This window comes from Anaerococcus sp. Marseille-P3915, assembly GCF_900258475.1.
In the GTDB taxonomy this organism is placed as follows: Bacteria; Bacillota; Clostridia; order Tissierellales; family Peptoniphilaceae; genus Anaerococcus; species Anaerococcus kampingae.
The window spans coordinates 1,461,635-1,488,454 of the sequence record NZ_LT984887.1; the positions used below are offsets into that span (position 1 = coordinate 1,461,635).

The 26,820-nt window shown below is 37.2% G+C and carries 25 protein-coding genes and 10 tRNA genes; 4 read left to right on the top strand and 31 right to left on the bottom strand.

The window, feature by feature from the left end:
- Positions 1–3 precede the first annotated feature (3 nt).
- The 6 genes from rpsS to rpsJ all read right to left on the bottom strand — a co-directional run bounded on the left by rpsS (position 4) and on the right by rpsJ (position 3,100).
- Positions 4–291, bottom strand: coding sequence for a 30S ribosomal protein S19 (gene rpsS, locus C8269_RS07170; protein ID WP_106461026.1), 288 nt, complete (start codon positions 289–291; stop codon positions 4–6).
- 10 nt (positions 292–301) lie between these two features.
- On the bottom strand, positions 302–1,135 hold the full coding sequence (rplB, locus tag C8269_RS07175; protein ID WP_106461027.1) for a 50S ribosomal protein L2: 834 nt from the start codon (positions 1,133–1,135) through the stop codon (positions 302–304).
- 11 nt (positions 1,136–1,146) lie between these two features.
- On the bottom strand, positions 1,147–1,440 hold the full coding sequence (gene rplW / locus C8269_RS07180; protein ID WP_106461028.1) for a 50S ribosomal protein L23: 294 nt from the start codon (positions 1,438–1,440) through the stop codon (positions 1,147–1,149).
- On the bottom strand, positions 1,440–2,063 hold the full coding sequence (rplD, locus tag C8269_RS07185) for a 50S ribosomal protein L4 (protein WP_106461029.1): 624 nt from the start codon (positions 2,061–2,063) through the stop codon (positions 1,440–1,442). The genes rplW and rplD overlap by 1 nt, the downstream gene beginning before the upstream one ends.
- A gap of 10 nt (positions 2,064–2,073) precedes the next feature.
- Positions 2,074–2,709, bottom strand: a complete 636-nt coding sequence (gene rplC, locus C8269_RS07190) for a 50S ribosomal protein L3 (protein ID WP_106461030.1) — start codon at positions 2,707–2,709, stop codon at positions 2,074–2,076.
- Positions 2,710–2,788: 79 nt separating this feature from the next.
- Complete coding sequence (gene rpsJ / locus C8269_RS07195; protein WP_004826901.1) at positions 2,789–3,100, bottom strand: 30S ribosomal protein S10; 312 nt, start codon at positions 3,098–3,100, stop codon at positions 2,789–2,791.
- 417 nt (positions 3,101–3,517) lie between these two features.
- On the opposite strand from rpsJ, the gene C8269_RS07200 reads away from it, so the two are divergent.
- Positions 3,518–5,452 carry an FAD-dependent oxidoreductase gene (locus tag C8269_RS07200; protein ID WP_106461031.1) on the top strand — a complete coding sequence of 645 codons (1,935 nt, stop codon included), beginning with the start codon at positions 3,518–3,520 and terminating at the stop codon, positions 5,450–5,452.
- Positions 5,453–5,570: 118 nt separating this feature from the next.
- Here the strand turns inward: C8269_RS07200 and C8269_RS07205 are convergent, their stop codons facing one another.
- The 5 genes from C8269_RS07205 to C8269_RS07225 all read right to left on the bottom strand — a co-directional run bounded on the left by C8269_RS07205 (position 5,571) and on the right by C8269_RS07225 (position 12,846).
- Complete coding sequence (locus C8269_RS07205) at positions 5,571–6,506, bottom strand: 2-keto-3-deoxygluconate permease (protein WP_106461032.1); 936 nt, start codon at positions 6,504–6,506, stop codon at positions 5,571–5,573.
- A 20-nt stretch (positions 6,507–6,526) separates the two neighbouring features.
- Positions 6,527–6,997 (bottom strand): GNAT family N-acetyltransferase, encoded by a 471-nt coding sequence (locus tag C8269_RS07210; protein WP_106461033.1) that lies wholly within the window; start codon positions 6,995–6,997, stop codon positions 6,527–6,529.
- An 8-nt stretch (positions 6,998–7,005) separates the two neighbouring features.
- Positions 7,006–7,935 (bottom strand): 2-keto-3-deoxygluconate permease, encoded by a 930-nt coding sequence (locus C8269_RS07215; RefSeq protein WP_106461034.1) that lies wholly within the window; start codon positions 7,933–7,935, stop codon positions 7,006–7,008.
- A gap of 82 nt (positions 7,936–8,017) precedes the next feature.
- Positions 8,018–9,226: a MalY/PatB family protein gene (locus C8269_RS07220; protein WP_106461035.1), complete on the bottom strand. Its 1,209-nt coding sequence runs from the start codon at positions 9,224–9,226 to the stop codon at positions 8,018–8,020.
- 110 nt (positions 9,227–9,336) lie between these two features.
- A complete protein-coding gene (locus C8269_RS07225; RefSeq protein WP_106461036.1) occupies positions 9,337–12,846 on the bottom strand; it encodes a hypothetical protein in 3,510 nt (1,169 codons plus the stop codon).
- 241 nt (positions 12,847–13,087) lie between these two features.
- Between C8269_RS07225 and C8269_RS07230 the strand changes: the two genes are divergently transcribed.
- Positions 13,088–14,242: an iron-containing alcohol dehydrogenase gene (locus C8269_RS07230; RefSeq protein ID WP_106461037.1), complete on the top strand. Its 1,155-nt coding sequence runs from the start codon at positions 13,088–13,090 to the stop codon at positions 14,240–14,242.
- A gap of 358 nt (positions 14,243–14,600) precedes the next feature.
- Here C8269_RS07230 and C8269_RS11010 read toward each other — a convergent pair whose 3' ends face one another.
- The 5 genes from C8269_RS11010 to C8269_RS07255 all read right to left on the bottom strand — a co-directional run bounded on the left by C8269_RS11010 (position 14,601) and on the right by C8269_RS07255 (position 18,464).
- Complete coding sequence (locus tag C8269_RS11010; RefSeq protein ID WP_234025863.1) at positions 14,601–14,687, bottom strand: hypothetical protein; 87 nt, start codon at positions 14,685–14,687, stop codon at positions 14,601–14,603.
- Between the two features lie 128 nt (positions 14,688–14,815).
- On the bottom strand, positions 14,816–15,619 hold the full coding sequence (locus C8269_RS07240; protein ID WP_106461038.1) for an alpha/beta hydrolase: 804 nt from the start codon (positions 15,617–15,619) through the stop codon (positions 14,816–14,818).
- 56 nt (positions 15,620–15,675) lie between these two features.
- Positions 15,676–16,005 carry a substrate-binding domain-containing protein gene (locus tag C8269_RS07245; RefSeq protein WP_234025847.1) on the bottom strand — a complete coding sequence of 110 codons (330 nt, stop codon included), beginning with the start codon at positions 16,003–16,005 and terminating at the stop codon, positions 15,676–15,678.
- Between the two features lie 549 nt (positions 16,006–16,554).
- Positions 16,555–17,292 carry an esterase family protein gene (locus tag C8269_RS07250; RefSeq protein WP_106461039.1) on the bottom strand — a complete coding sequence of 246 codons (738 nt, stop codon included), beginning with the start codon at positions 17,290–17,292 and terminating at the stop codon, positions 16,555–16,557.
- A complete protein-coding gene (locus C8269_RS07255) occupies positions 17,292–18,464 on the bottom strand; it encodes an ATP-grasp domain-containing protein (protein WP_106461040.1) in 1,173 nt (390 codons plus the stop codon). Before C8269_RS07255 ends, C8269_RS07250 begins: the two co-directional genes overlap by 1 nt.
- Before the next feature lie 1,081 nt (positions 18,465–19,545).
- Between C8269_RS07255 and C8269_RS07260 the strand changes: the two genes are divergently transcribed.
- Both C8269_RS07260 and C8269_RS07265 read left to right on the top strand, forming a co-directional pair.
- Positions 19,546–20,094, top strand: coding sequence for a helix-turn-helix domain-containing protein (locus C8269_RS07260; protein ID WP_106461041.1), 549 nt, complete (start codon positions 19,546–19,548; stop codon positions 20,092–20,094).
- Positions 20,094–20,978 (top strand): IS3 family transposase, encoded by an 885-nt coding sequence (locus C8269_RS07265; RefSeq protein WP_234025864.1) that lies wholly within the window; start codon positions 20,094–20,096, stop codon positions 20,976–20,978. The genes C8269_RS07260 and C8269_RS07265 overlap by 1 nt, the downstream gene beginning before the upstream one ends.
- A gap of 276 nt (positions 20,979–21,254) precedes the next feature.
- On the opposite strand, the gene C8269_RS07270 is transcribed toward C8269_RS07265, so the two are convergent.
- The 15 genes from C8269_RS07270 to C8269_RS07340 form a co-directional block, all read right to left on the bottom strand.
- Complete coding sequence (locus tag C8269_RS07270; RefSeq protein WP_106461043.1) at positions 21,255–22,049, bottom strand: alpha/beta hydrolase; 795 nt, start codon at positions 22,047–22,049, stop codon at positions 21,255–21,257.
- Between the two features lie 175 nt (positions 22,050–22,224).
- Positions 22,225–22,956 (bottom strand): hypothetical protein, encoded by a 732-nt coding sequence (locus tag C8269_RS07275; protein WP_106461044.1) that lies wholly within the window; start codon positions 22,954–22,956, stop codon positions 22,225–22,227.
- A gap of 86 nt (positions 22,957–23,042) precedes the next feature.
- Entirely contained in the window at positions 23,043–23,408 is a 366-nt protein-coding gene (locus C8269_RS07280; protein ID WP_106461045.1) for a nitroreductase family protein, read from the bottom strand.
- 30 nt (positions 23,409–23,438) lie between these two features.
- A protein-coding gene (locus tag C8269_RS07285) for an IS3 family transposase (RefSeq protein ID WP_199792170.1) occupies positions 23,439–24,568 on the bottom strand; the annotation gives its coding sequence in 2 pieces (ribosomal slippage) (positions 23,439–24,301 and positions 24,301–24,568; 1,131 coding nt in all).
- Positions 24,569–24,629: 61 nt separating this feature from the next.
- A complete protein-coding gene (locus C8269_RS07290; RefSeq protein ID WP_106461046.1) occupies positions 24,630–24,827 on the bottom strand; it encodes a nitroreductase family protein in 198 nt (65 codons plus the stop codon).
- Between the two features lie 640 nt (positions 24,828–25,467).
- A tRNA-Ile gene (locus tag C8269_RS07295) sits at positions 25,468–25,544 on the bottom strand.
- A gap of 26 nt (positions 25,545–25,570) precedes the next feature.
- A tRNA-Ile gene (locus C8269_RS07300) sits at positions 25,571–25,647 on the bottom strand.
- A 151-nt stretch (positions 25,648–25,798) separates the two neighbouring features.
- Positions 25,799–25,874: transfer RNA gene (locus C8269_RS07305), tRNA-Trp, on the bottom strand.
- A 92-nt stretch (positions 25,875–25,966) separates the two neighbouring features.
- Positions 25,967–26,042, bottom strand: a tRNA-Phe gene (locus C8269_RS07310).
- A 5-nt stretch (positions 26,043–26,047) separates the two neighbouring features.
- A tRNA-Ser gene (locus C8269_RS07315) sits at positions 26,048–26,141 on the bottom strand.
- Positions 26,142–26,232: transfer RNA gene (locus tag C8269_RS07320), tRNA-Ser, on the bottom strand.
- Positions 26,233–26,377: 145 nt separating this feature from the next.
- Positions 26,378–26,453, bottom strand: a tRNA-Lys gene (locus C8269_RS07325).
- Positions 26,454–26,456: 3 nt separating this feature from the next.
- Positions 26,457–26,532, bottom strand: a tRNA-Gln gene (locus C8269_RS07330).
- A gap of 80 nt (positions 26,533–26,612) precedes the next feature.
- Positions 26,613–26,689: transfer RNA gene (locus tag C8269_RS07335), tRNA-Arg, on the bottom strand.
- Positions 26,690–26,745: 56 nt separating this feature from the next.
- Positions 26,746–26,819, bottom strand: a tRNA-Gly gene (locus C8269_RS07340).
- Between the last annotated feature and the right edge of the window lies 1 nt (position 26,820).

Consider the following 26,820-nt stretch of genomic DNA (forward strand, 5'->3'; position numbering starts at 1 on the left):
CTCCTACCTCATTTTGCTTTTCATTTCAGTTGCCTTTTTAGCGTGGCCTCTGAATGTTCTTGTTGGTACAAATTCGCCTAGTTTATGACCTACCATATCTTCTGTGATATAGATTGGAACGTGTTTTCTTCCGTCATGTACTGCGATTGTATGTTCTACAAATTCAGGGAATATTGTAGAACGTCTTGACCATGTTCTTACAACTTTCTTTTCATTTTTTTCATTTAAAGCTTCGATTTTTTTCATTAAATGATCATCGACAAATGGTCCTTTTTTAAGTGATCTAGCCATTATATCCCCCCTATTTTTCGTTTCTTCTTCTTACGATGTATGCAGAAGATTGTTTTTTAGCATTTCTTGTTTTAACACCGATTGCTTTTTTGCCCCATGGTGTCATTGGTGCTGGTCTACCGATTGGTGTTCTACCTTCACCACCACCGTGTGGATGGTCAACTGGGTTCATTGCTGATCCTCTTACGTGAGGTCTTCTGCCTAGGTATCTGCTCTTACCAGCTTTACCTACTCTGATTAGCTCGTGTTCTGTATTTCCTACAGTTCCTACTGTTGCTTTACAGTTTAGGTGTACCATTCTTACTTCGCCTGAAGGTAATCTTAGTGTTGCAAAGTTTCCTTCTTTTGCCATAAGTTGAGCGCCAGTTCCTGCACTTCTTACAAGTGTTGCACCTGTACCTGCTCTAAGCTCTACAGCGTGTACTGTTGTACCTACTGGGATGTCTTTTAGCTCTAGTGCGTTACCTGGTTTGATATCAGCTTCAGATCCTGATTCGATTACATCGCCTACTTTTAGTCCTTTTGGAGCTAGGATATATCTTTTTTCACCATCAGCATATGCTACTAGTGCGATATATGCGCTTCTGTTTGGATCGTATTCGATGGTTTGTACTTTTGCTGGGATATTGTCCTTATCTCTTTTGAAGTCGATAATTCTATATCTTCTCTTTACTCCGCCACCACGGAATCTTAGTGTTGTTCTACCTGTATTGTTTCTTCCGCCCTTGCTCTTAAGGTCGGTTGTAAGTTTCTTGTATGGTTTTGATGTAGTAACTTCTTCAAAGGTACTTACTGACATATTTCTATGTCCGTTTGAAGTTGGTTTTAATTTTCTAATAGCCATTTAACCCCTCCTTATAGTCCGTCGAAGTATTCAATTGCTTGGCTATCTTCTGTTAGTTCTACGATAGCTTTTTTCCAGTCACTTCTTTTACCATAACCATATCTTGTTCTTACTTTTTTACCTGTATAGTTCATGGTTCTAACTGATTTTACTTTTACGCCTTCAAAGATTGCTTCTACTGCTTCTTTGATTTGTGGCTTATTTGCATTCTTGTCTACTTCAAATGTGTATTTGTTTTCATCAAGCATTTCCATGCTTTTTTCTGTAATAATTGGTCTTTTGATTATTTGGTAAGGTGCTTTCATTAGATAAATACCTCCTCAAGTTTAGCAATTGCATCTTTTGTAATTACTAACTTGTCGTGTCTTACTAAATCATAAACATTTACTAGTCTTGCCTCAGCTACGTCTACGCCAGCAAGGTTTCTAAATGATCTATATACTAGGTCATCTCTTTCTGCTGTTACTACGTATGCTTTCTTTTCAGCATTTAGGGCACTTAGTGCAGCCTTTGCTTCTTTTGTCTTAGAATTTTCTAGGGCAAGGCTATCAACTACTACTAGTTCATTGTTCTCAAGTTTAGATGTAAGTACTGAGTAAAGTGCTTTTCTTCTTAATTTCTTTGCTAATTTGTAGCTGTAGTCTCTTGGCTTTGGTGCAAATACTACACCACCGCCTGTGAAGTGTGGTGCTCTTATAGAACCTTGACGAGCACGTCCAGTTCCCTTTTGTCTGAATGGTTTTCTACCACCACCACGTACTTCAGCACGTGTCTTAGCTGATTGAGTACCTTGTCTTTTATTTGCAAGTTGGTTTTTAACTACTTCATATACAGCGTGTTCGCTTATTTCTGTAGCAAATAGAGTTTCGTTTAGCTCTAGAGAACCAACATTTTCTCCTTTTATATTTAAAATATCTACTTTAGGCATTTTCTCCTCCTTAGTCTAGGCTTTTTATAGCGCTTTTTACTTCTACAAGGCCGCCTTTAGGTCCTGGAACGCCACCTTTTACTAAGATGTAGCTATCTTCAGCGTTTACTTTTACAAGTTTAACATTTTGGATAGTAACACGGTCATGTCCCATTTTTCCTGAACCTTTTCTACCTTTGAATACTCTAGCTGGGTCAGAACCTGCTGCTCTAGCACCTGCTACTCTGTGAGATTTTGAACCGTGGCTTGCAGGTCCTCTTCCGTAGTTCCATCTTTTGATAGCACCTTGAGTTCCCTTACCTTTTGATATAGCAACTATATCAACTAGTTCACCTTCTTCAAAGATATCAACTGTGATTTTATCACCAGCTTTTAGTTCTGTAGCTTCGTCGCCTAGTCTAATTTCTTTAAGGTATCTTTTGTAAGATACGCCAGCTTTGTCATAGTGACCTCTGATAGGTTTTTTGACATTTTTTTCTTTTTTGTCAACTGTTCCTACTTGGATAGCATTGTAACCGTCATTTTCAATTGTCTTAACTTGGACAACGGCATTTTCCTCTGCTTTTAGAACAGTAACAGGAGTGATAACTCCGTCAGCATCGATTACTTGAGTCATGCCTACTTTTGTTGTAAATATACTCTTCATGAGTACCTCCTTAATTACAGCGGATTGATCAATCTAGTTAATTCTTATTAACCCCTATTCTCAATCATCCTAATTACAGTTATAGTTTAATTTCGATATCTACACCAGCTGGAAGATTTAACTTCTTTAGTGCGTCTAATGTCTTTGCATTAGGTCCTATGATGTCGATTAATCTCTTGTGTGTTCTTTGTTCAAACTGTTCTCTGGAATCTTTGTACTTGTGGACAGCTCTAAGAATTGTAATTCTTTCGATTTCTGTTGGTAATGGAATTGGTCCACTTACTTCTGCTCCGCTTCTTTTAACTGCTTCTACGATTTTCTCTGCTGAGCTGTCAATCACTTCGTGATCATAAGCTCTAAGTCTGATTCTTATCTTTTGTTGATTAGCCATTTTCCTCTCTCTTTCTTTCACGCCCACCCGGGCGTTTGATAATAATTTGGAAATCACTCGGGATTCTTCCCAAGCTTGCTCGATTAGAGTTCCCTTATGTCTTTGGCCTTAAAACATAAGCAACATCTAACTTCTAAGCACTTATATATAATACGACAATTAAGCGTATTTCGCAAGTTTTTTTCTAGATTTTACAATTCTTTTTGTTTATAAATAAAACTTTTAAAACGCTAGTAAAAAACCCTGCTAGTAAATATACCAGCTAGGTTTTACTTTTCAAGTCTATATACAAATATTTTTGATTTTTCATTTCCTTCTTTATATAATTGACTAATATGCTTATATTTTATATATGTCAATATTGCCAATATATTAATTCTATGTTAAGATTTAATTAACATACATAAGGAGGGAATTATGAAAAACAAATTATTGTTATTGCTTTTGAGTGCTTCAATTTTAACAGCTTGTCAGAATGACGATGTTAACAAAAAAGAAGAAGTTAATAGCGAAGAGAAGAGCGAAGATAAGTCTCAAGATACTTCCGAACAAAAAGAAAAAACATCCGATATTGCCTACAAAGAAGGCGAATATAAGGCTGTTGCCACAGGTGTTGACGGTGATGTTGAAGTCATTGTTAAACTTGGCAAGGATAAGATAGAATCAGTTGAAATTGGCGAGGAAAATGAAACAAGTGGTATTTGCGAAGCTGTCTACGATACCATTCCTCAAGCTATTGTCGATAACCAATCTCTAGCAATCGACAATGTTTCTGGTGCTACAATCACATCCGCAGCTGTAAAAACTGCCGCAGCTAAGGCTATTGAAGAAGGTTCATCAAAGGAAGTTGTTGATGCCCTTAAAAAAGTCGAAGTACCTGTCGATGTAAAAGATGAAGAACTTGACTACGACGTAGTTGTAGCGGGTGGCGGTTTTAGTGGTATTGTATCTGCTTACAGGGCTGCTAGCGATGGTGCAAAAGTAGCACTTATCGAAAAAAACGGTCTTCTAGGCGGTACATCAATCACAGCTAGTGGTAATATGCTTGCCGCTCCAACAGAAGCTGACAAGGAAACAATGAAAACAGGCTGGCTAAACAGGTCTTGGTCCCAAAATCTAAACCCAATCGACATGGAAATGCTCGATGCCCTTATCGATGTTTCTCCAAAACTAATGCAAGTTTATGATGAAATCGGAGTTGATTACAGAACTGAACCTAGTGAAAAAGATGGGTCCATCACTGTAAAAATCAACCCAAATGAGAAATCAAAGAAAAACGCAGAAGCAATCACCATTCCGTCTAAAAAAGCAAATGCTAAGGGTGCACCAAACCTAATCGCAACCTTTGTTAAAAAACTAAATGATTTGGGAGTTGATATTTACCTAAATACTCCAGCTACAGAATTAATAAATGATGACGGAGTTATAAAGGGAGTAATTTCTGATTCTAAGACTGGCAAGAAAACCTTCAACGCTGGCGCAGTAGTCCTTGCAACAGGCGACTATGCAAGAAATCCTGAAATGGACAAGGAATACAACAAGAGGGGTGCTGGTGAATATTCTGCATCTGCTATTGGAAACACCGGTGACGGCCACAAACTTGCCCTAGAAGCAGGAGCTGTTATGAATCCATTCCAAGAATCTATGTCAGGCGTATTTAATGCCAACCCACACGACTACCCAATGGTAGGCGATCCTACAAATGGTTATCCATTTGAAGCCATCCTTCTTAATATGGAAGGCAAGAGAGTATTCAAGGAAGACGGCGGATCCCACCCACAAAAATTTGAATTCGTAAGAGAAGACGGACCAAATACAGCTTGGGCAATCATGGATAGCGAAATCGCTCCAAACCTTCCTCACTTGGAAGAATACCTAGAAAAAACTGCCAACAATGACAAAATTATCAGAGTTTACAAGGCAGATACTATCGAAGAATTAGCTAAGCTAATGGAACTTGACCCAGAAGTAGTCAAGGGTGAAGTAGACAGATATAACGAACTAGCCAAGGCTGGCGAAGATACAGACTTCGGCAAAGACCCTAAATTCCTTAAAGAATTTAAGGCAGAAGGTCCTTACTACGCAGCTTTGATGTATGATGGAACCCGTGGTGTATACGGCGGAATTAAAACTTCTCCAAGGGCTGAAGTTGTTGACAAAGACGGGAATCCAATACCTGGCCTTTATGCATCAGGTGTAATCTCATCAGGCCAATTCTTTGGCGACTTCTACCCAGGTAGACAAGCCATAGGTGTAGCTGGCTATATGGGTTATATAGCAGGCGAAAACGCAAGTGCCTTTGCAGATGAAAGTGTGACAAATGATTTTGCAGGTAAAAGCGATAAAAAATAAATAAATCTCAATAAAAAATTACCCTCCGGCTTATAAAGCTCGGAGGGTTTTTAATGTTTTGAAAAATATTAAATTGCGCTAAAAAAATTCTATCTTCATATATATTTTTTCATCAAAATTACTTAGCCTTTCGAATCTTAAGCCAAAAGCTTGCCGCAAGAGGCACTAAAATAGAACTAACAATTACGACAGTTCCCAATTGGGCTGCTGCAAGGCTCTCATAAGCCTGCCATGATGGATCAAGTTCTGCTACAAGAGCAGGCACTATTACAGAATTACCCGCAGCTGTATATATTGCAATCGCTGCCCAGCCTGGTCTTTTGTTTATAAATATATCAAGAGGCAGACTAATCACAAAGGCTGCTCCAATTGTAAGAAGACTTAAGATAAAACCACCAGCCCCTCCCCTTAGGATTGTAGATAGATTTATCCCACAACCTATGGCAAAGCCCAAAAAGGGCATGATATATTTTTGGGTCCCTGCGAGGAATTCACAAAAGCCTTGGTCAATATTTCCCAAAAAGATTCCTAAAAGAATAGGCATAGCCAAGTCTAAAATTGATGTAGGGGTAATATCTGCTATTCCAAGCATTGAAAGGGTAAAATAGGTAAATATTGGCACAGAAATAATGGCAGTTATGGCTGCGCTTGCTATATCGTATTCATCACCATAATCACCGCTTATGCCTATAAAAATAGAATTATTTTGATTTGAAATTGCAGCAATAAAGGCAAGAGCCGATATACCGAAAATCCCATTTCTGCCAAAGGCTTTAAAAAATATATAGCCCAGGGCAATTGATGTAAGCCACTTAGATAAAAGTAATACTAGGCCCCTGTGAAGGGCTTTTTTAAGCCTTGCTAGGGTAAGTTGGCTGCCTACAGCAAGGAGGGTTATATCAATGATTGCATTTAGGCCATCAGGGCTTGCTATAGCCTTAGTCATCGGTCCAAGGTCAAATACACTTGGAGCTAGACTATTTATAAGAGCTCCCACAAATAAAGGGACAATTATAGTAGCCGCTGGAATTTTTTTGAAAAATTTACTTAACATATTTTATCCTTACTAATCTCTTAGTCCCCAAGATACTTTATATAGATCTGGCAAGGGTTCCATTCATCCCAAAGGGTCGGAAAGACCTCCAGCTCTTTATAGCCGATAGCCTTATAAAAATTATTGGTGATATCATATTCTTCATAGTGGCCTGACTGGACTGTTTTGACTTGTGAATATAAGTTGCCAAGGGATTTGGCAAGAATTTCATATTTTTCATTTAAAACCCTTCCTGCGCCTTGGCGGTGAAAGGCCTTCTTTATGCCCATGACAAAAATTTCTGAAGAGTCTTGGCTTGTCGCATTTAAGACAATAAAGCCAACTGGATTTCCTTCATAGAAGGCTGCCAAAAAGGGCTTATCTTGAGAATCTCTTATATAGGCTTCAGTACTTTCAGCAAGTCCAAACCATTCTGGCAAATCATTTAAAATATCTCTAACTATCTCTTCTTTTTCTTTCTTATCTTTTATTTCCTTAACATTAAATTCCATCTTGTCTCCTACTTATTTTTAAATCTCTTAGCCCAAAAATCTGTAATTATGGGTGTGAGAATAATTGTAACTACAACAGAAGCTGCGACTTGGGCTGTGGCAAGACCTACAAAGGCTTGCCAGGTCGGGTCAATTTCTGCAATCATGGCAGGAACAGCCACTGCATTGGCCCCAGTTGTAGCAAGGGCCCAGCCAGCATGGCCTGGTCTTTTGTTAATCTTCATATCAGCAAAGACTGTAAAAGAGCCCACTATAGCAATTACAATGAAGGCGAGGATTAGCCCTGAAAAGCCGGCTCTATAGACATTTCTAAGGTCAATTGCTGACCCCATGGAAAAACCTAAGAAGGGAATAATCATCTTTTGACTTGTAGAAAAAATCTCCCTAGACCCCTTTATGAAATGTCCAATAAATATCCCCAAAATCACAGGCATGGCAGAATCTAAGATTGACAAAAATGGAATATTAGCAAGACCTCCCATGCCAAGAACTAGCATAGCGAGCATAGGACCTGTTATAAGGGATCCAAAGCCTGCCAAGGCCTGGTCAATCCTATCCCCATAATTTATATTTAGGCTGATAAAGACGGAGTTATTGTGGTTTAAAACCCCGCAGGCAAGGGCCAAAAGTGATAGACCAAAAACCCCTTCCCTGCCAAAAAGCTTTGAAATACCAAAGACAAGGATAAGTCCCATAGAAATCCTTGCTAGGGAAATAACACCAGCCCTCTTTATAACTTCGCCAATATTTGAAAAATCTATCTGAGAACCAGCCGCCATAAGGTTAAGGGCCATGAGGACCTTGACAGACCCATTTGAAAATAGGGCCTGGCTAAATTCTCCAAATCCAATCCCATCAGGAAAAGACGTATGAATAAGGGCCGCAAGCAAGAGGGGCACCATCATATTTCCCGCAGGAATTTTTTTAATAAAATCCATAAAATCTCCTTTATAAGACTTTACCATTCTTAAAAGCCAAAGTAGAAATCCCCCGATTTTTTTATAAATCAGGGGATAAATCTCATTTGATCACATATTTTTTAAGTCTATCAAAGGCTTCCTTAACCTTGGCATGAGGCAAGGCTAGATTCATCCTTATAGAATATTTGCCGTGGAAAGGCCTGCCATCTTGCCAAGCTACTCCCACATCCCAGCCAGCTTTTAAGATATGACCGATATCCACTCCCTTATCCTTGCAATATTTTTCAAAGTCAACAAAGAGCATATAGGTGCCTTCTGGTTTAAAGACTTCTACTCCAGCAAAATTATCCCTTATAAAGTCACAAGCATAATTCACATTCTCACCTATAGTTTTATTAAGCTCGTCAGTCCATTCATGACCTGTCTTAGAATAGGCGCCAATTAGGGCGTGCATGGATAAGACATTCATGGAATTGTAGTGGGAAAGAGAGGCTTCCTTATTTATCCTATTTCTTATATATTCATTGTAGATAATATGGTAAGATCCTACAAGACCTGCAAGGTTAAAGGTCTTGCTTGGAGCGTAGAGAGCCACGGTATTTTCGTGGGCATAGGTACTTACTGACTGGGTTGGGATTTGCTTGTGACCAAAAAGAATTATATCTGACCATATTTCATCAGAAATAATCTTTACCTGGTGGCTTTCAAAAATATCGATAGCCTTTTTCAATTCTTCCCTTGTCCAAACCCTGCCTGTTGGGTTGTGAGGGTTGCAGATGATGGCTGTAGTAATTTTTTGGTCAATTATTTTTCTTTCCATATCCTCATAATCCATGACCCATTTTCCATCCTCATCCTTTATTAGGTCTGAATGGATGATGTGGTAGCCATTATTAGCCAGAGAATTTGTAAAGCCAATGTAGGTAGGAGAATGAACCAGAACCTTATCTCCTCTGGAGCAAAAGACATTTAGGGCTGATATAAGACCGCCCAAGACCCCATTTTCATAGCCGATGTCTTCTTTTTTGATATCATAAATTCCCTTTCTCTCCTTGTGCCAAGAGATGATTGCCTTATAATATTCATCTGTCGCCATAAAATAGCCAAAGGCTGGATGATTTACCCTATTTATGATGGCTTCTTGGATGGAAGGTGCTGTTGGGAAATTCATATCAGCAACCCACATAGGAATGACTTCAAAGCCTTCCTTTGGCCTATCAGGACTCATACCAGGCATAAGACCAAGCCCATCGACAGCTATAGCATCCATCCCATGCCTTTCAAGCATCTGGTCAAAGTTAAATTTCATAATCTCCTCCTCGTTTAATTCTTTTATATGTCTTATTTTCATTATACTCATTTTGCTTTAGGAAAATAAGGCATAAAAAATCAACCCCCTGAGGAGTTGATTTTTAAGCTTTAATATTCTTTTTTCTTCTTGCTTGCCTTTAGGCCTGCCATAGAAGCTGCTGCTAGGATTGCATAGATTGATAGGCCTGGTACACCTGTTTTTGGTGCTGATAATGGGTTATTTTTAGCTTTTTTTCCAGCTACTACATCACCCATAGCTACTCCACCTTTTGCCTTTTCATCCTTCTTGGCTTCTTTTTCTTCTTGGTCTGTATCTTTGCTAGCTTCTTTGTCGGCTTCTTTTTCTTTGGCTTCTTCTTTTTTAGATTCTTCAGCCTTGTTTTCTTTGTTTTCTTTGTTTTCTTTGTTTTCCTTCTTGTCTTTCTTCTCAACTGTAGCTGCATAAGAGTTAGAAGAGAAGAAATACCATGGATAGGTCATTCTTTCTTGGGCTAGGAAAGATTCGTAGAGAGCCTTGGCCTCTAGATAAGCCTTGTAAGCTAAGTCATAGGCTTCTTTGGCCTTATTGTAATCAGCTGCAACTAGTTTGAAATTATTTTCAGCAGCTTTCTGTGCCTCTCCTAGAGGTTTAATCTTATCATTAAGGGCCTTGTAAGTTGCAAGCATGGCCTTAAATAAAGGATTTTCCTCTAAAGTATTGTGGTTTTTAGCATCTAGCTTGGCTGCTTCTTTGTTAGCTTCTTCTGCCTTAGCTAGTTTTTCTTTAAGGTCTGCTAACTTTTTATTTAGTTTTTCCTTAGCTTCTTGAGCTTGCTTTAAGTCTTCTTGAGAATTTGCTAGGTTTTCTTCAGCTTGGTCAAGGGCTTTAAGGGCTGCCACATAGGCCTTATTCTTATCTGTCAATGCATCAAGGGCTTTTTGAGCATCATCTTTTGCCTTTTGACTTGCTGCTAGCTTAGCCTTGCTTGCCTTAAGATTTTCTTCTGTGCTTGCTAGGATATTATTCTTTGCTTCTAATTCTGCCTTAGTTTCTTCGATTTGTTTTTGTAAATCATCTAGCTTTGCCTTATCCTCTTTACTTTGGCTAGTTTTAGCTTCTAAGTCTTTATTCTTTTGACCTAGGCTTTGGTTAAGGTCAGATAGGGTAGATTTTTGCTTATTAAATTCAGCTTGGGCCTTATCTTTAGCTGCTTGTTTCTTATCTAAATCTGCCTTAGCTTCATCTAGTTCTTTATTTGCAGCATCTAGTTGAGTTTCAATACCTGCTATATCTTGTTTTAAAGCTTTAATTGCTTGGGCATTTTGATCATTTTTAATTAAATCAGCAATTTTCTTATTGGTTTTATCTAAGGATGATTTTTTCGAATTTAAGGTATCGATTAAAGTTGAATTTGCCTCGTCTAAATCCAGAATTTGTTTTTTATTAGCTTCTTGGGTCGCCTTATCTTTATTTATAGATTCATTTCTAGTATTGATGGCATTATTTAGCTTTGTTATAGACTCATCAAGCTTAGCTATTTCAGCTTCTTTAGCATCTACCTTCTCCTTGATACCTGCTAGTTGAGCTCTAAGATCAGCAAGTTTTTTCTTATCATCCTTGCTTATAGATTTATTACCTTCCATGACATCTTTTAGGTCTTGGTAGTATTCTAAAAATCTTCTTTTGTATTCTTCTACTGAGTACCTTTTACCTTTCGAAAAAGAATCTCCATTTAACACTAAAGATTCTACCCAAGGATATTCGCCACCGCTTCTACGAGCATAACCCATATCAACATTGTCATATTTTTCATATATACCATACCAAGCATCATCAACCATATTTAGATAGTGACCGATTTGTGGATCCTCAAATTTTAGGTCTTTTTTGTGGGTGCCGATATACTCATTCATTTGGTTTACATTAGTAAGACCCAGGCTTCTTAAATGGTCGAAAACTTTCTTTTCAGAATCCCACCATGCTTTTATAGCTTCATCTACGCTATAGTCATATTGCCAATTTAGGTTTTCAAATTGGCCATTCATGCTCGCATGCTCTATATGAAATGCAGAGAAGTTGGCATTAGCTTGAGCGCTAGCCATAGCATAATCTGTTACTCCCAATTCTTTTAATTCTCTACCACCTATACCTTTAGCTGTCTGTCTTTTATTATTAATGGCATCAAGGTCCATGATTGATTGGAGCATATTATCCAAGTGTCTAGAGTCATCTTTAGAAATGTAGTCTACTTGGTTTCGTCTTAAATATTCGTCTTTAATAGGTGAATTACTATTCCTGCTGCTAACCCCTTTAAAAACATCGTTCACTTTACCTACACCCATAGCATCAAAGAAGCCCACAGAGCCCTTATTCCATTGCTCTTGGGCTTTTGCTTTTTCTTCATGGCTTGGTGTTTTTTTAGTTGCCGCGACCGCTTCATCAAGAGCTTTTTGTACTTTTTCTTGGTCTTCTTTTAATTTTGCAAGCTCTGTTTGGGCTGTCTTTTTCTTTTCTGCTAGTTCATTCTTTTCTTGCTCTGCAGCCTTGTTTGCATTTTTGTTATTATTAATTTTTTCCTCGAGGGCTTGATTATTTTTCTTTAACTCTTCTATGATAGTTGTGTTGTCAGCTATTTTCTTATTTGTTTCTTCTATCTCTTTTTCAAGCCTAGTTTTTTCTTTTCGGGCTTCTTCTAGGGCCTTGTTATTGGCAGCACTTTCTGCTAAGCGTTTATTTAATCTGTCATTTAGATTTTTTAGGGTAGTTTCTAAATCCTCTTTAGCCTTTTGTTTTTTATTTTGATTAGATTTAGCAACTTCTAGGTCATTTTCCTTATTTGTTAGGTCTTGTGAAAGACTTTCTAGGTCGATTGCATTTATTTTTTCTTCTGTTTCTGCTATTTCCTTTTTTAAATTTTCTATATTGGCTAAGTTTTCTTGATTGGCTTTATTTAAATCATTATAAGACTTTTCTACTTGATTTTTCTTTGCTTGAGCTTTTTGGACTTCTTCCTTATCTTTTCCAAGCTTATCTTCTATCTCTTGTGTAGCTTTCTTATCTTCTTCTAATTTAGCCTTGGCTGCATCTAGGTTTTTTGTGGCTTCTGTAATTTGATTTCCTAGTTCAGGATTGGCCTTGTTTAGTTCTTCGACTTTTTTCTCTGCTTCTTCGACCTTGGTTTCATTATTTGCTAAATCGTTCTTAGCTTTTGTTTCTTTTTCTTCAGCTTCTTTTATCTCAGCCTCAGTTTTCCCTATATTTTCTTTGCTTTTATCGACTTGGGCTTGATTTTCCTTTTTTTCCTCAGCTACCTTGTCTGATATTTGTTTTTGAGTATCATCTATTTGTTTTTGATTATCATCCACTGCCTTTTGGGCTTGGTCTAGTTCTGATTTTGCCTTGTCATAAGGTTCTTTCTTTTCGTTTAGATTTTTCTCTTCCTTGGCAAGGTCTGCTTCTTTGGCATCTAAATTTGCTTTTGCTTTTTCTTTAGTATCAATTACTTCTTCTTTAGTCTTTCCGTTTGCTTGCTTATCGTTAGCTTGATTGCTTTCTTCTGCGTAGGCTGTATTTGGTAGTATTGCACCAATTGAAAGGGCCATTAATAAAACAATATTTTTAAAATTTTTATTCTTCATAATGTGCGCAGGCATCCTCCTTGTCTATTTTATATTATTATATCATATATTTATTTATTTTTAAGCATTTTATCTATATTGTCTATCTTTTTAATATAATGAAATAAAATAATTTATTTTTAACAATACTTTTTATATTCTTAAAATATACTTTTAACTATTGCTTATAAATAGCCCTTGGAGTATAATGTTTGCAGATAGTTAGTTATTTAATTAACAAAATATAGAATCGGAGGAATTTATGACTTATACAACTTTTTCAGTACCTAACAATATTGTACATGGAGAAAACGCTCTTACATATCTTGCTAGTCTAAAGGGCAAGAAGGCTTGCCTTGTTACTGGCGGCTCTTCTATGAAGAGATTTGGCTTTTTAGACGAGGCCAAAGAACAGCTTGAAAAGGCTGGTATGGAAGTTTTAATAATCGATGGAGTTGAACCAGATCCATCTGTTAAGACTTGTCTAGCTGGTGGAGCTAAGATGGCTGAATTTGAACCTGAGTGGATTATCGCTATTGGTGGCGGTTCTGCTATGGATGCTGCTAAGGCTATGTGGGTTTTCTATGAATATCCAGATTGGGATTTCGAAAGACTTGCTGCTTTTGATAACCCACCACTTAAGAACAAGGCTAAGATGATTTGTATACCTTCTACATCTGGTACAGCTAGTGAAATTACAGCCTTCTCTGTTATTACTGATACAGAAAAGGAAATCAAATACCCACTTGTTCACCCAGATTTCGTACCAGAAGTTGCCCTTCTTGATATGAGAATCCCTGCCACTATGCCTCCTAAGATTACAGCAGCTACAGGTATGGATGTTATGACCCATGCTGTTGAGGCTTTTGTTTCTACAGCAGCTGATGACTTTACAGATCCTTATGCTATTAGAGCTATAGAGCTTGTCTTTGGATATCTAAAGAGAGCCTATGACAATGGAGATGACATGGAAGCTCGTGAAAAAATGCATATTGCTTCTTGTATAGCTGGTATGGCCTTTACCAATGCTTCACTTGGTATAGTTCACTCTATGGCCCACAAAATCGGCGGCATCTTCCACCTAACCCACGGCGAAGCCAATGCTATTATGCTTCCTTACATCATCGATTACAATAGAAAATCAACAGATAAATATGATAAAATCGAAAAAATCCTTGGAGTTGATGATATAGCTGAAGAAATTAGAAAGTTAAATGCAGCTGTTGGTATAAGTGCTAATATTAAAGATGGTAAGAACACTGTTATTCCAGAAGATAAATTCGAAGAAGTTTTAGATACAATGAGCGAAAATGCCTTCAAGGATGCTTGTACACTTACAAACCCAAGACAAACAAGCCCAGAAGACATCAAAAAAATCTACCACGCCGCTTATTACGGAGAAAAGGTAGACTTCTAATAAAATATAAGTGGCTGTTGGAAAAGTCCTAATATAGAAAAAAGACGAGGAAACTAAAGATCCTCGTCTTTTTCTGATACAATGTATTTATAAAAAAAAATAGTAATACATCATCATTAACTAATCCTACACTGGTTGGCGATACAATTGAATTAAAATTAAATTTTAACACAGACGTATATCCAAGATGACATAAAACTAAGGCTTGTAAAAAATATAATTGAAAGGACAGGATAGATAAAACTATACCCTAAATTCCTCCATTAAATATCGCCTTTAAATCTATACCAGATCCTATGGCGAAGCCTAAGCCTCTTTATGGTAGGCTGGCTAACTACAACAGCTAGGGTTATATAAATTAAGCATTAAGACCTCCCTTGCTAGTCATCTGCCCAAGCTTAAGGAGACTTGGGGCAAGGGTATTTAATATAGAAGCCAAAATCATAGGCACAACTATGGTTGTTGCCGGCACTTTTTGTAAGTATAATTTTCAATCTTATCCCCCCCTAAAAGCAAATCAAAAAACGCCAAGGGAATTTCCCCCTAGCGTTTTTGTTGTTAAAGCTTCCTTGCTTATATTCTATTATTTATCCAGCTAATTATATCGCCAATTACTTCGTCTTTGGCGTATTCATTCATGATTTCGTGGTAAAGACCCTTATAGATTTTAATTTGGCAGTCTTTAGAAGAATTGTTTTCAAAAAAGTCAAAAGAATCTTTAAAGTTAACTAGGGCATCGTCCCTGCCGTGGAGGATTAAAACTGGGTAAGAAAAGCCTTTTTCATTTTCCTTAAACCAAGCTATTCCGTCTTTTACTGCATATAAAAGACCCAGTTGGTATTTTTTAAGGTTTAATGGATCAGCAACATAGGCTTCTACAACTTCTTTTACAGAGCAAACCCCGTCGCCAAGCTCGTTTGGAAGTTCTGTGTGTGGGTCAAGGCAAGGACCTACCATTTCAGTCATCTTATTATTATCATGAGTAAGACCTCCAGAAGTAATGACTCCAGCAAGGTTCTTATCTTTATACTTAGCCCCGTATAGGCTTACGGCAAAACCACCCATAGAATGGCCTAACAAAAATACTGGCTTATCAGGATTTTCTTCTATGGCCCTATCTACAACAACATTTACATCTTCTAACATATCATTGTAGTCTTTGTAAAAGCCTCTCTCGCCTTCAGATTGGCCGTGACCCCTATGGTCAAACCTATAGGTCGAAAAACCTGCATTGTGAAATTTCTCAGCCACATAATCGTACCTACCAGAATGTTCTGCCAGACCATGGACAATAACAACTGCAGCCTTGGCATTTTTTGCTTCTTCCTTGTTGTAAAATAAAGCTGTGCCATCAAAAGATTCAATAAAATTTGTCATGATCATTCCTCCAATTTTTTCTATATAGAATATTTGCTTTCCTAAACAAAAGCTTCTTATACATTAATACCCATAAAATCGATTTCCTTTTCAATTAATTTTGCTTCTAAAACAATATTTGTTTCTGCCTTTTCATCATTTAAAATCTTTAGAAGCTTATCTATAGCAAAATCAACCTGGTCGGAAATTCTCTGATCTATGGAAATTATGGCTTGGTTGGTAAAGTCTGTAACATGGATATTGTCAAAACCTATAATGCCAAGATCTTCAGGTATTTTTATTTCTTCATTTGCCATAAATTTATAGGCCTTTACGGCAAGCCTATCTAACTCAAATTGGATTGGGTCAAATTCTGGGTTTTTCCTTAGAAAACCAATTAATTTCAAGAGGTCTTACTCTGGGTCTTTTACTTTAAATTCAACAAAATTCGCTTCATCATAATACTTATAAAGAACCTCGACAAAACCTGATTTTTTGGCAATATAGGACCTAGACATATAAGCAGTATCCAAAGGACACATAGAGGGGTTTCTTGTAAGAATTATCCTTAAAAAGCTTGACAGTCTGGTCTATAGCCTCAATTTCATCTATATAGACGTTTACAATTTTCTTGTCAGTTGTTTTAACATCCTTTTAGGATAAGAAAAAGGGGCTGTTGCAGAATGAATAAATCGTCGCCAATTCATTAGAGGAACCTTGTGAAAAGTCTCACACGCCGACGGGCTAATTACCTCCATGAGCCGGCAGGCAAACCGAAGCCGACGGTCGGCCCAAAAATTTTCCACATGAGTCTCAAGGAGCCGACGGGCTTTTCTCGCTTCGCTCGAGTGCTCCGCACGGGTCCTCCATGAGCCGGACAGGCTATCTTCTAATAATGGGACGATAGTTATTCATAGTTTTGCAACAGCCCCTTAATTCTTTGTTATTTATAATATTTAGCCAAATAAATGTCCCAAGAAGTAAGGCAATTGATTGCGCCAAGATGGCCAATCGTGAGGCACATCATAGCCCCACTCATCAAACCAGGCAGGGATTTGCTTAGCTTCAAAGGCTTGCTTTAAGGTATAGAATGATGGCAGGCCATCATCTTCCCAAGCTCCGTGGCCTGTGCAAACAATAATATCTCCAGCCCTGTACTTATCCAAAAACCAAGGGTCGTTTTGATTCCATAAATAATCTGCCGGACTATTTTCATAAACTACCATATCTGACCCATAGTCGCCCCCAAAGAACCTAACATCATAAACTCCAGATAGGGCCAGAGTCTTAGCAAATACATCAGGATGCCTTAGGTAGAAATTGACAGCGTGAAAGGCTCCCATCGAACAACCTGTTGTCATCATTGGGTCAAACCAAACGGTCTTATGCTTTATAAAGGGAATAGCCTCTTCAATTATATATTTATCGTACTGGTTATGGGCAAGGGCCCTATCGTGCATAGATTTATTAGCTAGCCAAGATTCTCCATCAATAGAAGATAGGGTAAAAAATTGAACCCTACCTGCTTCTATAAAGTCTTTGGCAGCATCAATCATGCCAAAGTCGGCAAATTCGTTGTGACTTCCCCCAGATGATGGGAAAACTAGGACAGGCATTCCCGAATAGCCATACCTATTCATATACATTTCCCTGCCCAAAATCCCCGAATAATGGCTTAAAAATTCAACGTGCATTAGTCCTCCTTGTGCTTGTGGACAAAATCAATGATTTGGTCAATATCACTTACATCATCAGTCGTGATTATATATTTAAAATCACCCTGGATTGAAGCAAAGGCCTTTTCAGCGCGACTTGCTTCCTTGACCCTATCGCCAAATTTTGCCCTGATATCATCTTCGTAATGGCAATAAGTATAAATATCTCTTTGGCTTAGACCAAGGGCATTGTGAGGAGCCTTTGGTATTTTAGAAATCTTCTCACCCTTAACCATTCTGGCATAGATATCATAAAGATCAATTGCAAAGGCGTGATTATAGACATCTATAGCATAGCCACCTGTAACCCTATTATTGTATTCTATAGCTATATAAGACCCATCAGCCCTTTTGAAAAACTCAATATGGAAAAATCTCCCCTTCATGCCAAATGCCTTGACAGCAGCCCTGCCATATTCGACGATTTTTGGATCGAGGTCACTTTTTACAATAAAAGCTAGATCAAGCTGGTCACGGACAAGCTCAAGGGTAGGAATGGTGTGATAAAGACCAGTTTCAAAAATTATCTCCCCATCCATATCAACAATCCCATCATAGGTACAAAGAAGACCATCTTCGACATAAGGCTCTATGAAATATTCTATAGACCTATCCCGCTTGGCTAAAAAATCATTAGCATCGGCCTCATTTTCAATCTTAAAAGTCCCACCAGCCCCAACACCATTATCAGGCTTAGCCACAAAAGGATAGGAAATTTCTTCAACAACTTTTTTAAAATCAGCATCATTTCTAATCACATAACCATCAAGGACAGGAACACCAGCCTCCTTGAAATACTTTTTCATTCTAGACTTATACTTAAATTTAAGAAGGTCATCCGGCTTAAGGCCTGGTATATTAAATTGTTCACGAAGCTTAGCATCAAGCATCAACCAATATTCATTGTGGCTTTCAAGCCCACCAATAGGCCCATGCTTATAAAACAAAAAGGCCACAGCCCTCTTAACTTCATCAAGATTTTCTAGAGAATCAACCCTAAAATATTCTCCAAGAGAGCCCTTAAGCTCATCAGATAAGTTCTCATAAGGCTCATCTCCTATACCCAAAACATTGACTCCATTAGCCCTTAGGCGGTGGGAGAAATTTTGAAAATTTGGTGGAAAATGAGGAGAGATTATTATAAAATTCATTTTTCTTATTCCTTTCTTTTTTATCCAATATAAGTTATCTTAGGGGGCTTCCCCCTAATAACCCCCTAGTTAAGGTTTTTTTATCCAAGATAATAATATTATTATATGCTTTTTTTTAGTGATACAATATTATGTAGTATTTTTCTTTGTAACTTTATTGCTTAATAAATTATTTTTATTTGCTATTTTTCTTCGTAACTATATCTTATAGTAAATGATTGTCATCAAGCTGATGACTTCGCCAAAGGGGGAGGGCCAAGGACCCTTTCGCATGGGTCCTCATCGGACGGAAACCCGTTTGCTACGCAAACTCCTCCGTGCTACCGCACTATGTTTCCGGCATAAACGCCCCAAATCAAGGGGCGTTTATGTCCCCCTTAAACCCCTCCCCGTTACACCCCGCAAGCGACTCCTTAGCGGAGGGCAAAATATGTAGATTTTTTTCAAAAATCTTCTTTAGTATAGCAGTTTGCTTCGTATGTAGGTGGCCTTGTTCTTACTGATTTAAAATCAAAAATCCCCTAAAAATCACAATCTAGTCCAAATAGGAATTTTATAGTTACTTGTCATCTTAGTAGTTACAATATTTTTATTTAAGTATGGTTGTCAGTGTGATTTTCTTAACGGTGACTTTTTATTTTAAATCTCCCCATAGATTAGTATTTTAGACCCTATTATCGCAATGTTTGCCAAAGGCAAACGAGCCTTAGCCCTACTTTGACGTCGATATTCTCTCAGAATACAGAATAATTCTCCCATGGTCGTGAGATTTTGTAAATGGAGATGCCGTTAAGAAAATCTCCTGACGCACGAGTACAAATTATAATTCTGTAACTACTGAGATGTAGAGTATATACAAAACATAAATTTGGACTAGATTGAGATTTTTAGGCATCGGAATGTCAAAATCAGTAGGAATAAAGATGGCTAGTACAAAGAGTTTTGCCTACTTATAGAGGATTGCCGTTAGGCAATCTTCACTGTTCGCACTCCGCCTAAGGAGCAGAGGGGGTGAGGGAAAAGGGGGTTTAAGGGGGAAATGTAGGACTCCCCAAAAGTTGTAGCTAGAAAAGAGGCTGCAATGAAAAAATATAGTTTAGAATTAAAGAAAAAAGTAATAAAAGAATACGAAGAAGGCGAAATAAGTTTAAATAAATTAGCAAGAAAATATAAAATAAAAAGTCCCAAAAGCATAAGAGAATGGGTAAGAAAAAGCAAAATATTTGGTGAAACTAGTCTAGAAAATCCTAAAATCAACGAATATCCTTTAGAAATAAAGCAAAGTGTGATAAAATGTGCCTTAACAGGAGATTTAAATTTTAGGGAAATATCTGATAAATTTGGAATAAGAGATCCGAAAACAGTAAGTTCTTGGGTAAAAAACTTTCAAAAAGAAAAAAACTTCCCTAAAATCAATCTAACAATAGATTTAAAGGAAGAATACTTAGACATGAAGAAGAAAAATAAAAAGAAAGACTACACCGAAAAAGAAATCCAAGAAATCCTAGAAGAAAACCTCCACCTAAGAATAGAAAATGACTATTTAAAAGAACTCAGGAGGTTGGTATTAGAAGAAGACTTGACAGATGCGATAAACAATACAAACAAACCAGAGCAATCTGCAAAGTAATAACCAGCCTCCGTGAGAACTATCAATTAAAAGACATACTAAAAGTAGTAAAAATAAGCCAATCAACCTACATGTACTGGCAAAGAAAAGAAAAAGAAGAAAATCCAGACGCTGAAATACTAGAAAAAATACTAGAAATAAGAAAAAAACATGAAGATTGGGGATGTAAAAGAATCCATGGATATCTAAGCAGAAGCATAAAAATAAACATAAAAAAAGTTCATAGAATAATAAAAGAAAATAACCTACAAGTAAGAACATATCACAAGAAAAATGGAAAATACAACTCATATAGAGGAGAAGTAGGAAAAGTAGCAGACAATATAATAGATAGAAATTTCAAATCAGAAAAACCACACAAAAAAATAACAACAGACACAACAGAATTCAAATACTATGAAAAAGACAAATCAAACAACTATCAAATAAAAAAACTTTACTTAAACCCATACTTAGATATGTACAACTCAGAAATAATAAGTTATTCAATAAGTAAAAGCCCAAACTATGCAGCAGTAGAAAAAGCCCTAGATAAAGCATTAGAAATAACAAAAGATCAAACAGAAGTAATCTACCATTCAGACCAAGGCTGGCTGTATCAGATACCAAGATATGTAGAAAAGTTAAAATATAAAGACATAATCCAATCAATGTCAAGAAAAGGCAACTGCCTAGACAACTCCATAATGGAAAACTTCTTCTCAATAATAAAGCAAGAAATGTACAACAAAAAAACATTTCATAGCTACAAAGAATTAGAAAGAGCAATAATTAAATACATGGACTATTACAACAATGAACGAATAAAAGAGAAATTAGGCTTTATGAGTCCAGTAGAATATAGAGAAAATAGGTCGAAAGAAAAAATCAGTATATTATCTTGATAAATCGCCCTTTTCTATAGAAAAGGGCCACCATCAATCTATAATATATTTGTATTGTAAGAAATTGAGCTACAACTTTTTGGGGGTACCATAAAAGCTGGAGGGGGCCTCTGCCGCCCCCTTAGCGTTCCACCTTATTACGAAGATTCAATAATAAATAATCATAATTTAATAAAAGATAAAATAACGAAGAATTAAACTAAATAATAATATTATCTTGGATAATAAAACCCCCAATAATAACATATTATTTTATTGTAAAACAATCATCCAATTTTATTGTAAAACAAATTCCAAACATTCTAATAAATATTTTGCCCAATCCTCTTCCGAATGGGTATCTCCGCTTATTATTTTTAATTTTATATTTTCAATTGGAATCCCTGCCTTTATTAGGAGATCATAATATTTTATCGATGAGTCTATATAGGCTTGGCTTATTTTTCTTTCTGCACTCTCTTCTGTGCCTACTTTGATGTAGATTTTTTGGTTGGCTTTTAGTCTTGCATCTTTAAAGTAACTTTCAAATTCATCCTTAAAAGCGAAGCTTGCTAGGGAGAATATGCCTAAGCTTCCGATTTTGCCTTGGTATTTTTCACCTATAAAGGCTGATATATTGGCTCCGGCTGATGAGCCTATCATTGATGTAAATTTCTTACTTTTTTTAGTCCTATATTTCTGGTCTATGAAGGGCTTTAAGGTATTTAAAATGAAATCTGCATAAGCATCCCCTTCTGGCCTTTCTATTCTTAAGTCTGCTAGGCTTTGATCAAGGGGCCAAGGGCTATATTCTGCCATCCTTGCTGGGCTATTGTCTATGGCTACTCCTATAAATTCTTTAAGATTTTTATTCTCCCTGATTGTTTCTATTAGGCCCCAGGATTTGCCTGAGTAGGATTCATTGTCAAAGAAAATATTTTGCCCATCGTGAAAGTAGACTACCGGATATTTTCTAGATTTATTTTGATAGTAGGATTTAGGTAAGATGACCCTTATCCTTCTTATTTCTTTTTTATAATCCATTTCTAGGTAATATTCTTCAAGAATATTTTCCCTTTTTATATTAGACATGGCTTTTCCTTTCTTTTTATTTCTATAATTATATAATTTTATAAATATATATCAATAAAAAGGTCCTCTTGGTTATTTATATATAAAAAATCCAGCCTATTTTAATCCAAGCTGGATTTTTCTTAATCATGTATAGTTTTATATATCGATATGATTTCGAGTGAATATAAGGCCCTTAATCGTGGTGATGATGGTGTGTATAGGCCCACTTGTCATGTTCTGTAAATATTATTCCTTGGGTCTTGTTGTATAAGATTATTCCATAAGCCTCAAAAGCTTCATCATGATCATGATCATTGTCTTCTTCATCATGATCTTGGTGATTATGATCATGGTCCTCATGACCTTCATCCTCATGAAGCTCTTCCATAATTTCCTTATACTGGTTATTTTCTAAAAGATAAGCATCAAGTGGGGCTCCCTTTAGGTAGAGAATGTATTCATCATCTACTCCCAAGCCATTTGCAAAATCTACCCAAGATTGGTATTTGATTTCCTCATCTGGCCCCTTTTGATTATTTATTGAAAAATCGGTTAACTTTAGCTTATAGATTCCCTTTTCTATTGTATCGACTATTTTAAATTTACCAGAAAAAATAGACTTATGAATCTCAGACCTATTATAGGTCTCCTGACTTTCTGTCTTTAGTCCAAAATCTTGACCATCCAAATCAGAATTAGATAAAAAATCTCCATCGAAGTCGCCCTTGTCATAAAAATTGAGCGAGCTATAGGCGTGAGGATTTGAAAATGAATCTTTTAGATTTTTGCCATCAAGAAAGCTAAAGACTTGTTCATTTAAGGATTTAGCTTGGCTTATTTGTTTTTTAGAATTTTCTTTTTCATAGCCTTTGCCTGCACATCCTACTAATATCAGGCAAAGCCCTAATAAAAATATTTTTTTCATATCATTCCTTCATTATCAGTTATTAAAATATTTTACTCTTTTTTAAGCTTCCTTTAAATTTAAAAAGGCCCGTTTAAGGGCCTTGCTTAAATAAATTTAAATGTTTCTGATAGGTCTTTGCGGTTGGTGTGATTAGCAAGTGGTTTGCCATCACCATTGGCATAGCCTAAATCTATTAGGCAGACTATTTGCTCATTTTCTGGTAAATCTAGGGCCTTTGCAAGCTCATCTGGATCAAAGAAATTAATCCAACAAGAATCAACCCCTTCATAAGCAGCAGCAAGGACCATGTGGGTTGCCACAATTGTCGCATCTTCCACACCAGAATCATACTTATCGCCAGGATATGTATATATATTATCCTTATCGAAGGCAACAACAAGCACTGTAGGTGCCCCATAACGGCATGGTGTATGCTCATCTATTGGATTGTCAACACCTATTTGTACAATCTAAAATCGAACGTACTAATTTAAGATTAACTAATAATATCTATTTAATCTTAAATGTCTATATTTAACTGGTGGCAAGTAACCTAAGGATCCATGGATCCTTAGGTTGTTGTACCAGTAAACATACTCTGATAGTTCTAATTTTAGTTGATTTAAACTTCTAAATTCTTTCTGATAAACAAATTCTGTTTTCATTACCTTATTAAATGCTTCAGCTACAGCATTATCATAAGGACTTCCTTTTTTGCTTAAGGATCTTTCTATTCCAAATACAACTAGGATTTTATCTATGCTCTTATTATCAAATTCTCGTCCTCTATCTGTATGGAATATTTTTATTTTATTTAATGGATATCTTATTGAGTAAATTGCTTCTTTTACTAATTCAGCACTTTTATTTTTACCTGCTGCATAGCCTATTATTTCCCTGTTGTGTAAATCTATTATTGCACATATATAGTTCCAGCTATTTCCTACTCTTACATAGGTTAAGTCACTTACACATGCTTCTAAAGATTCTCTATTATCAAAGTGTCTGTCTACTTTATTTTTTATTTGTTTATTGTTACATGTAGTTTTTTCTACCTTGTATTGTTTTACTGTATAGCTTGAGATTAAGGCGTGTTTTTTCATTACTTTACATATTTTTCTTCTTGATGCTATTATGCCTTGATTTTCTAGTTCTACTTTGATTTTTCTAGATCCATACGCGTTTTTACTTTTTCTGAATATTTCTTTGATTTTCTCTTCTAAAAGCTCTTCTGTTTTTAGGTTGTTTTTAGATTCTTCTTTGTTTATATGATAGTATATTAAGCTTCTTGTTATTCCTAAAAACTTACACATTGCACTAATACTGTATTTATCTCTATTTGAGATTATGAGCTTTACTTTTTGCCTAGTAGTAGTGCAGCTTGCTTTAAAATATCATTTTCCATTTCAAGCTGTTTTAGTTTTTTTCTTAGTCTGATTAGTTCCTTTTCTTCTTCTGTTCTATTATCATCTATGTCGAAGGAGTTTGAGTTGTTGTACCTATTTACCCATCCTCTTATTGTTGATGGTGCTATGTCGTATTCTTCACCTAGTTTTTTATATGTGTAGTTTCCTTGGTTAAAGATTTCTACTATTTGCCTTTTGAAGTCGTCTTCGTAGTGTCTAGCCAATTTAAAATCCTCCTATGATTTCTTATTATTTATTGTATCATATATTCGATTTTAATTTGTACTATTTATTGTATCCATACCATATAATAGCAAGAGTCTTTTTAGATTCTGCCACATATATTCTTTGAGGTTGGTTATTTTTAGCAGTAGGTGCAAGGCGACCAGCCTCAAGTACTCTCTCCAAATCATCCCTATCTAAGGCAAGACTAGCAAAATTCTTGCATGAATAACGCTCTTTAACTAAATCAATAAATTCCATAAAAACTCCCTTCTATCTATATTTACCCAAAAATTGCAAAAATAAAATAAAGCTGCTTAGTTAAGGTGAAAAGTAAGCAGTTCTTTTGAAATGCTTGGTGGGGCTTTATAGACTTGTCCTTGCGAATCGAAGATGAGCAATGGAAAGTCTTATGCCGTAGCCAGGGACTCGAACCGCCTCACACGCCGACGGGCTATCCACCTGGTAAACACCCCTTGATTTGGGGTGTTTGCCCCGACATCTAGCGCGATAGCTCGGATAAGCTTGCGAAGCAAGCGGGATGTCGTCAGGTTATGAGCCCTCCATAAGCTGGGCAGGCTTGTTACCGGTAGGTCCGCTCCCAAATTTCACAAAAAAATAAGCACTTCTTTAGAAATGCTTGGTGGGACTTTATAGACTTATCCAGGTGAATCCAAATGATGAGCCATGGAAAGTCTTATGCAGTAGCCAGGGACTCGAACCGTCTCACACGCCGACGGGCTATCCACCTATTCAAAGCCCCTTGATTGGGGCTTTGAAGGCTGAAATATAGGGCGGTAGCCCGAAAGAGTCTGCGAAGCAGACGGATTTCAGCTCGGTTTGAGCTGGAGGCTCATAACCGGTTCTGCGCACAAAAAAAGCACTCCATCTCAGAAGTACTTGGTGGGGCTTCAGGGACTCGAACCCTGGACCTACCGGTTATGAGCCGGGCGCTCTAACCGACTGAGCTAAAGCCCCATATAACTGGTATCCTATGAAATTTATGGTGGACCTGAGTAGACTCGAACTACCGACCTCACGCTTATCAGGCGTGCGCTCTAACCACCTGAGCTACAGGTCCACAAATATAAAGATTTCTCGCTTCGCTCGACCATTCTGCCTCTGCACCAGACCTACAATCCACTTCTTTCAGAAATGGTGTTAGGACTTCGCATGGAGGGTCCTCTATGAGCCGGACGGGCTATCCTCATCGAACCGGACGGGCTTGCTTTTGGCAGGGGAGACAGGATTTGAACCCGCGACATCCGGTTTTGGAGACCGACGTTCTGCCAGCTGAACTACTCCCCTAAATCCTTTCATTAAAAGCTAAAACTTCTAAAAAATAAAGCCTTGGGCTTTTATAAGCCCCATGACTTAGGATTTAGTCATATTAGCTTATTTGGTGCCCAGAGGCGGAATCGAACCACCGACACGGGGATTTTCAGTCCCCTGCTCTACCGACTGAGCTATCTGGGCATATTTGGCGGAGAAGGAGGGATTTGAACCCTCGCATCCCTTTTGAAAGGATCTACTCCCTTAGCAGGGGAGCCTCTTTAGCCACTTGAGTACTTCTCCTGGCGGAGAGGAAGGGATTCGAACCCTTGTGAGCCGAAAGACTCTAACGGTTTTCAAGACCGCCCCGTTATGACCGCTTCGGTACCTCTCCTTATTTTATAATAAAAGTATTCAAATGGCTTGCCTCTAATATCCTTTAGGGATATAAAATTAAATCGTTGATAAAAATCAACGAGTTGGCCTTAAGCCTACTTCTCTCCTGCTCACTTATGTAAAGTGAGCTAGGTGGAAGTTATTGGTGACCCATCGGAGATTCGAACTCCGGACACCCTGATTAAAAGTCAGGTGCTCTACCGGCTGAGCTAATGGATCATATGGCTGGGATAGCAGGACTCGAACCTACGCATACCAGAGTCAAAGTCTGGTGCCTTACCGACTTGGCTATATCCCAACAGTCACGTACTAATATAGTATAACACATCTTTGACGTTTTTGCAAGTTTTTTTTATAATTTCTTACATATGTAAGATTTGGCGCGCCTTCCAGGATTCGAACCTGGGACACACGGATTAGAAGTCCGTTGCTCTATCCAGCTGAGCTAAAGGCGCATAATCATCCTGCATGGCATTAGTAGTTGCCGCTATTAGATTTATTTATCTTTTAGTGGAGCGGGTGAAGGGAATCGAACCCTCGCAACCAGCTTGGAAGGCTGGGGCTCTACCACTGAGCTACACCCGCA

Excerpts from the sequence above, each read along its gene's own strand:
- rpsS (WP_106461026.1), bottom strand. The coding sequence starts at position 291 with ATGGCTAGATCACTTAAAAAAGGACCATTTGTCGATGATCATTTAATG.
- rplB (WP_106461027.1), bottom strand. The coding sequence starts at position 1,135 with ATGGCTATTAGAAAATTAAAACCAACTTCAAACGGACATAGAAATATG.
- rplW (WP_106461028.1), bottom strand. The coding sequence starts at position 1,440 with ATGAAAGCACCTTACCAAATAATCAAAAGACCAATTATTACAGAAAAA.
- rplD (WP_106461029.1), bottom strand. The coding sequence starts at position 2,063 with ATGCCTAAAGTAGATATTTTAAATATAAAAGGAGAAAATGTTGGTTCT.
- rplC (WP_106461030.1), bottom strand. The coding sequence starts at position 2,709 with ATGAAGAGTATATTTACAACAAAAGTAGGCATGACTCAAGTAATCGAT.
- rpsJ (WP_004826901.1), bottom strand. The coding sequence starts at position 3,100 with ATGGCTAATCAACAAAAGATAAGAATCAGACTTAGAGCTTATGATCAC.
- C8269_RS07200 (WP_106461031.1), top strand. The coding sequence starts at position 3,518 with ATGAAAAACAAATTATTGTTATTGCTTTTGAGTGCTTCAATTTTAACA.
- C8269_RS07205 (WP_106461032.1), bottom strand. The coding sequence starts at position 6,506 with ATGTTAAGTAAATTTTTCAAAAAAATTCCAGCGGCTACTATAATTGTC.
- C8269_RS07210 (WP_106461033.1), bottom strand. The coding sequence starts at position 6,997 with ATGGAATTTAATGTTAAGGAAATAAAAGATAAGAAAGAAAAAGAAGAG.
- C8269_RS07215 (WP_106461034.1), bottom strand. The coding sequence starts at position 7,935 with ATGGATTTTATTAAAAAAATTCCTGCGGGAAATATGATGGTGCCCCTC.
- C8269_RS07220 (WP_106461035.1), bottom strand. The coding sequence starts at position 9,226 with ATGAAATTTAACTTTGACCAGATGCTTGAAAGGCATGGGATGGATGCT.
- C8269_RS07225 (WP_106461036.1), bottom strand. The coding sequence starts at position 12,846 with ATGAAGAATAAAAATTTTAAAAATATTGTTTTATTAATGGCCCTTTCA.
- C8269_RS07230 (WP_106461037.1), top strand. The coding sequence starts at position 13,088 with ATGACTTATACAACTTTTTCAGTACCTAACAATATTGTACATGGAGAA.
- C8269_RS11010 (WP_234025863.1), bottom strand. The coding sequence starts at position 14,687 with ATGATTTTGGCTTCTATATTAAATACCCTTGCCCCAAGTCTCCTTAAG.
- C8269_RS07240 (WP_106461038.1), bottom strand. The coding sequence starts at position 15,619 with ATGACAAATTTTATTGAATCTTTTGATGGCACAGCTTTATTTTACAAC.
- C8269_RS07250 (WP_106461039.1), bottom strand. The coding sequence starts at position 17,292 with ATGCACGTTGAATTTTTAAGCCATTATTCGGGGATTTTGGGCAGGGAA.
- C8269_RS07255 (WP_106461040.1), bottom strand. The coding sequence starts at position 18,464 with ATGAATTTTATAATAATCTCTCCTCATTTTCCACCAAATTTTCAAAAT.
- C8269_RS07260 (WP_106461041.1), top strand. The coding sequence starts at position 19,546 with ATGAAAAAATATAGTTTAGAATTAAAGAAAAAAGTAATAAAAGAATAC.
- C8269_RS07270 (WP_106461043.1), bottom strand. The coding sequence starts at position 22,049 with ATGTCTAATATAAAAAGGGAAAATATTCTTGAAGAATATTACCTAGAA.
- C8269_RS07275 (WP_106461044.1), bottom strand. The coding sequence starts at position 22,956 with ATGAAAAAAATATTTTTATTAGGGCTTTGCCTGATATTAGTAGGATGT.
- C8269_RS07290 (WP_106461046.1), bottom strand. The coding sequence starts at position 24,827 with ATGGAATTTATTGATTTAGTTAAAGAGCGTTATTCATGCAAGAATTTT.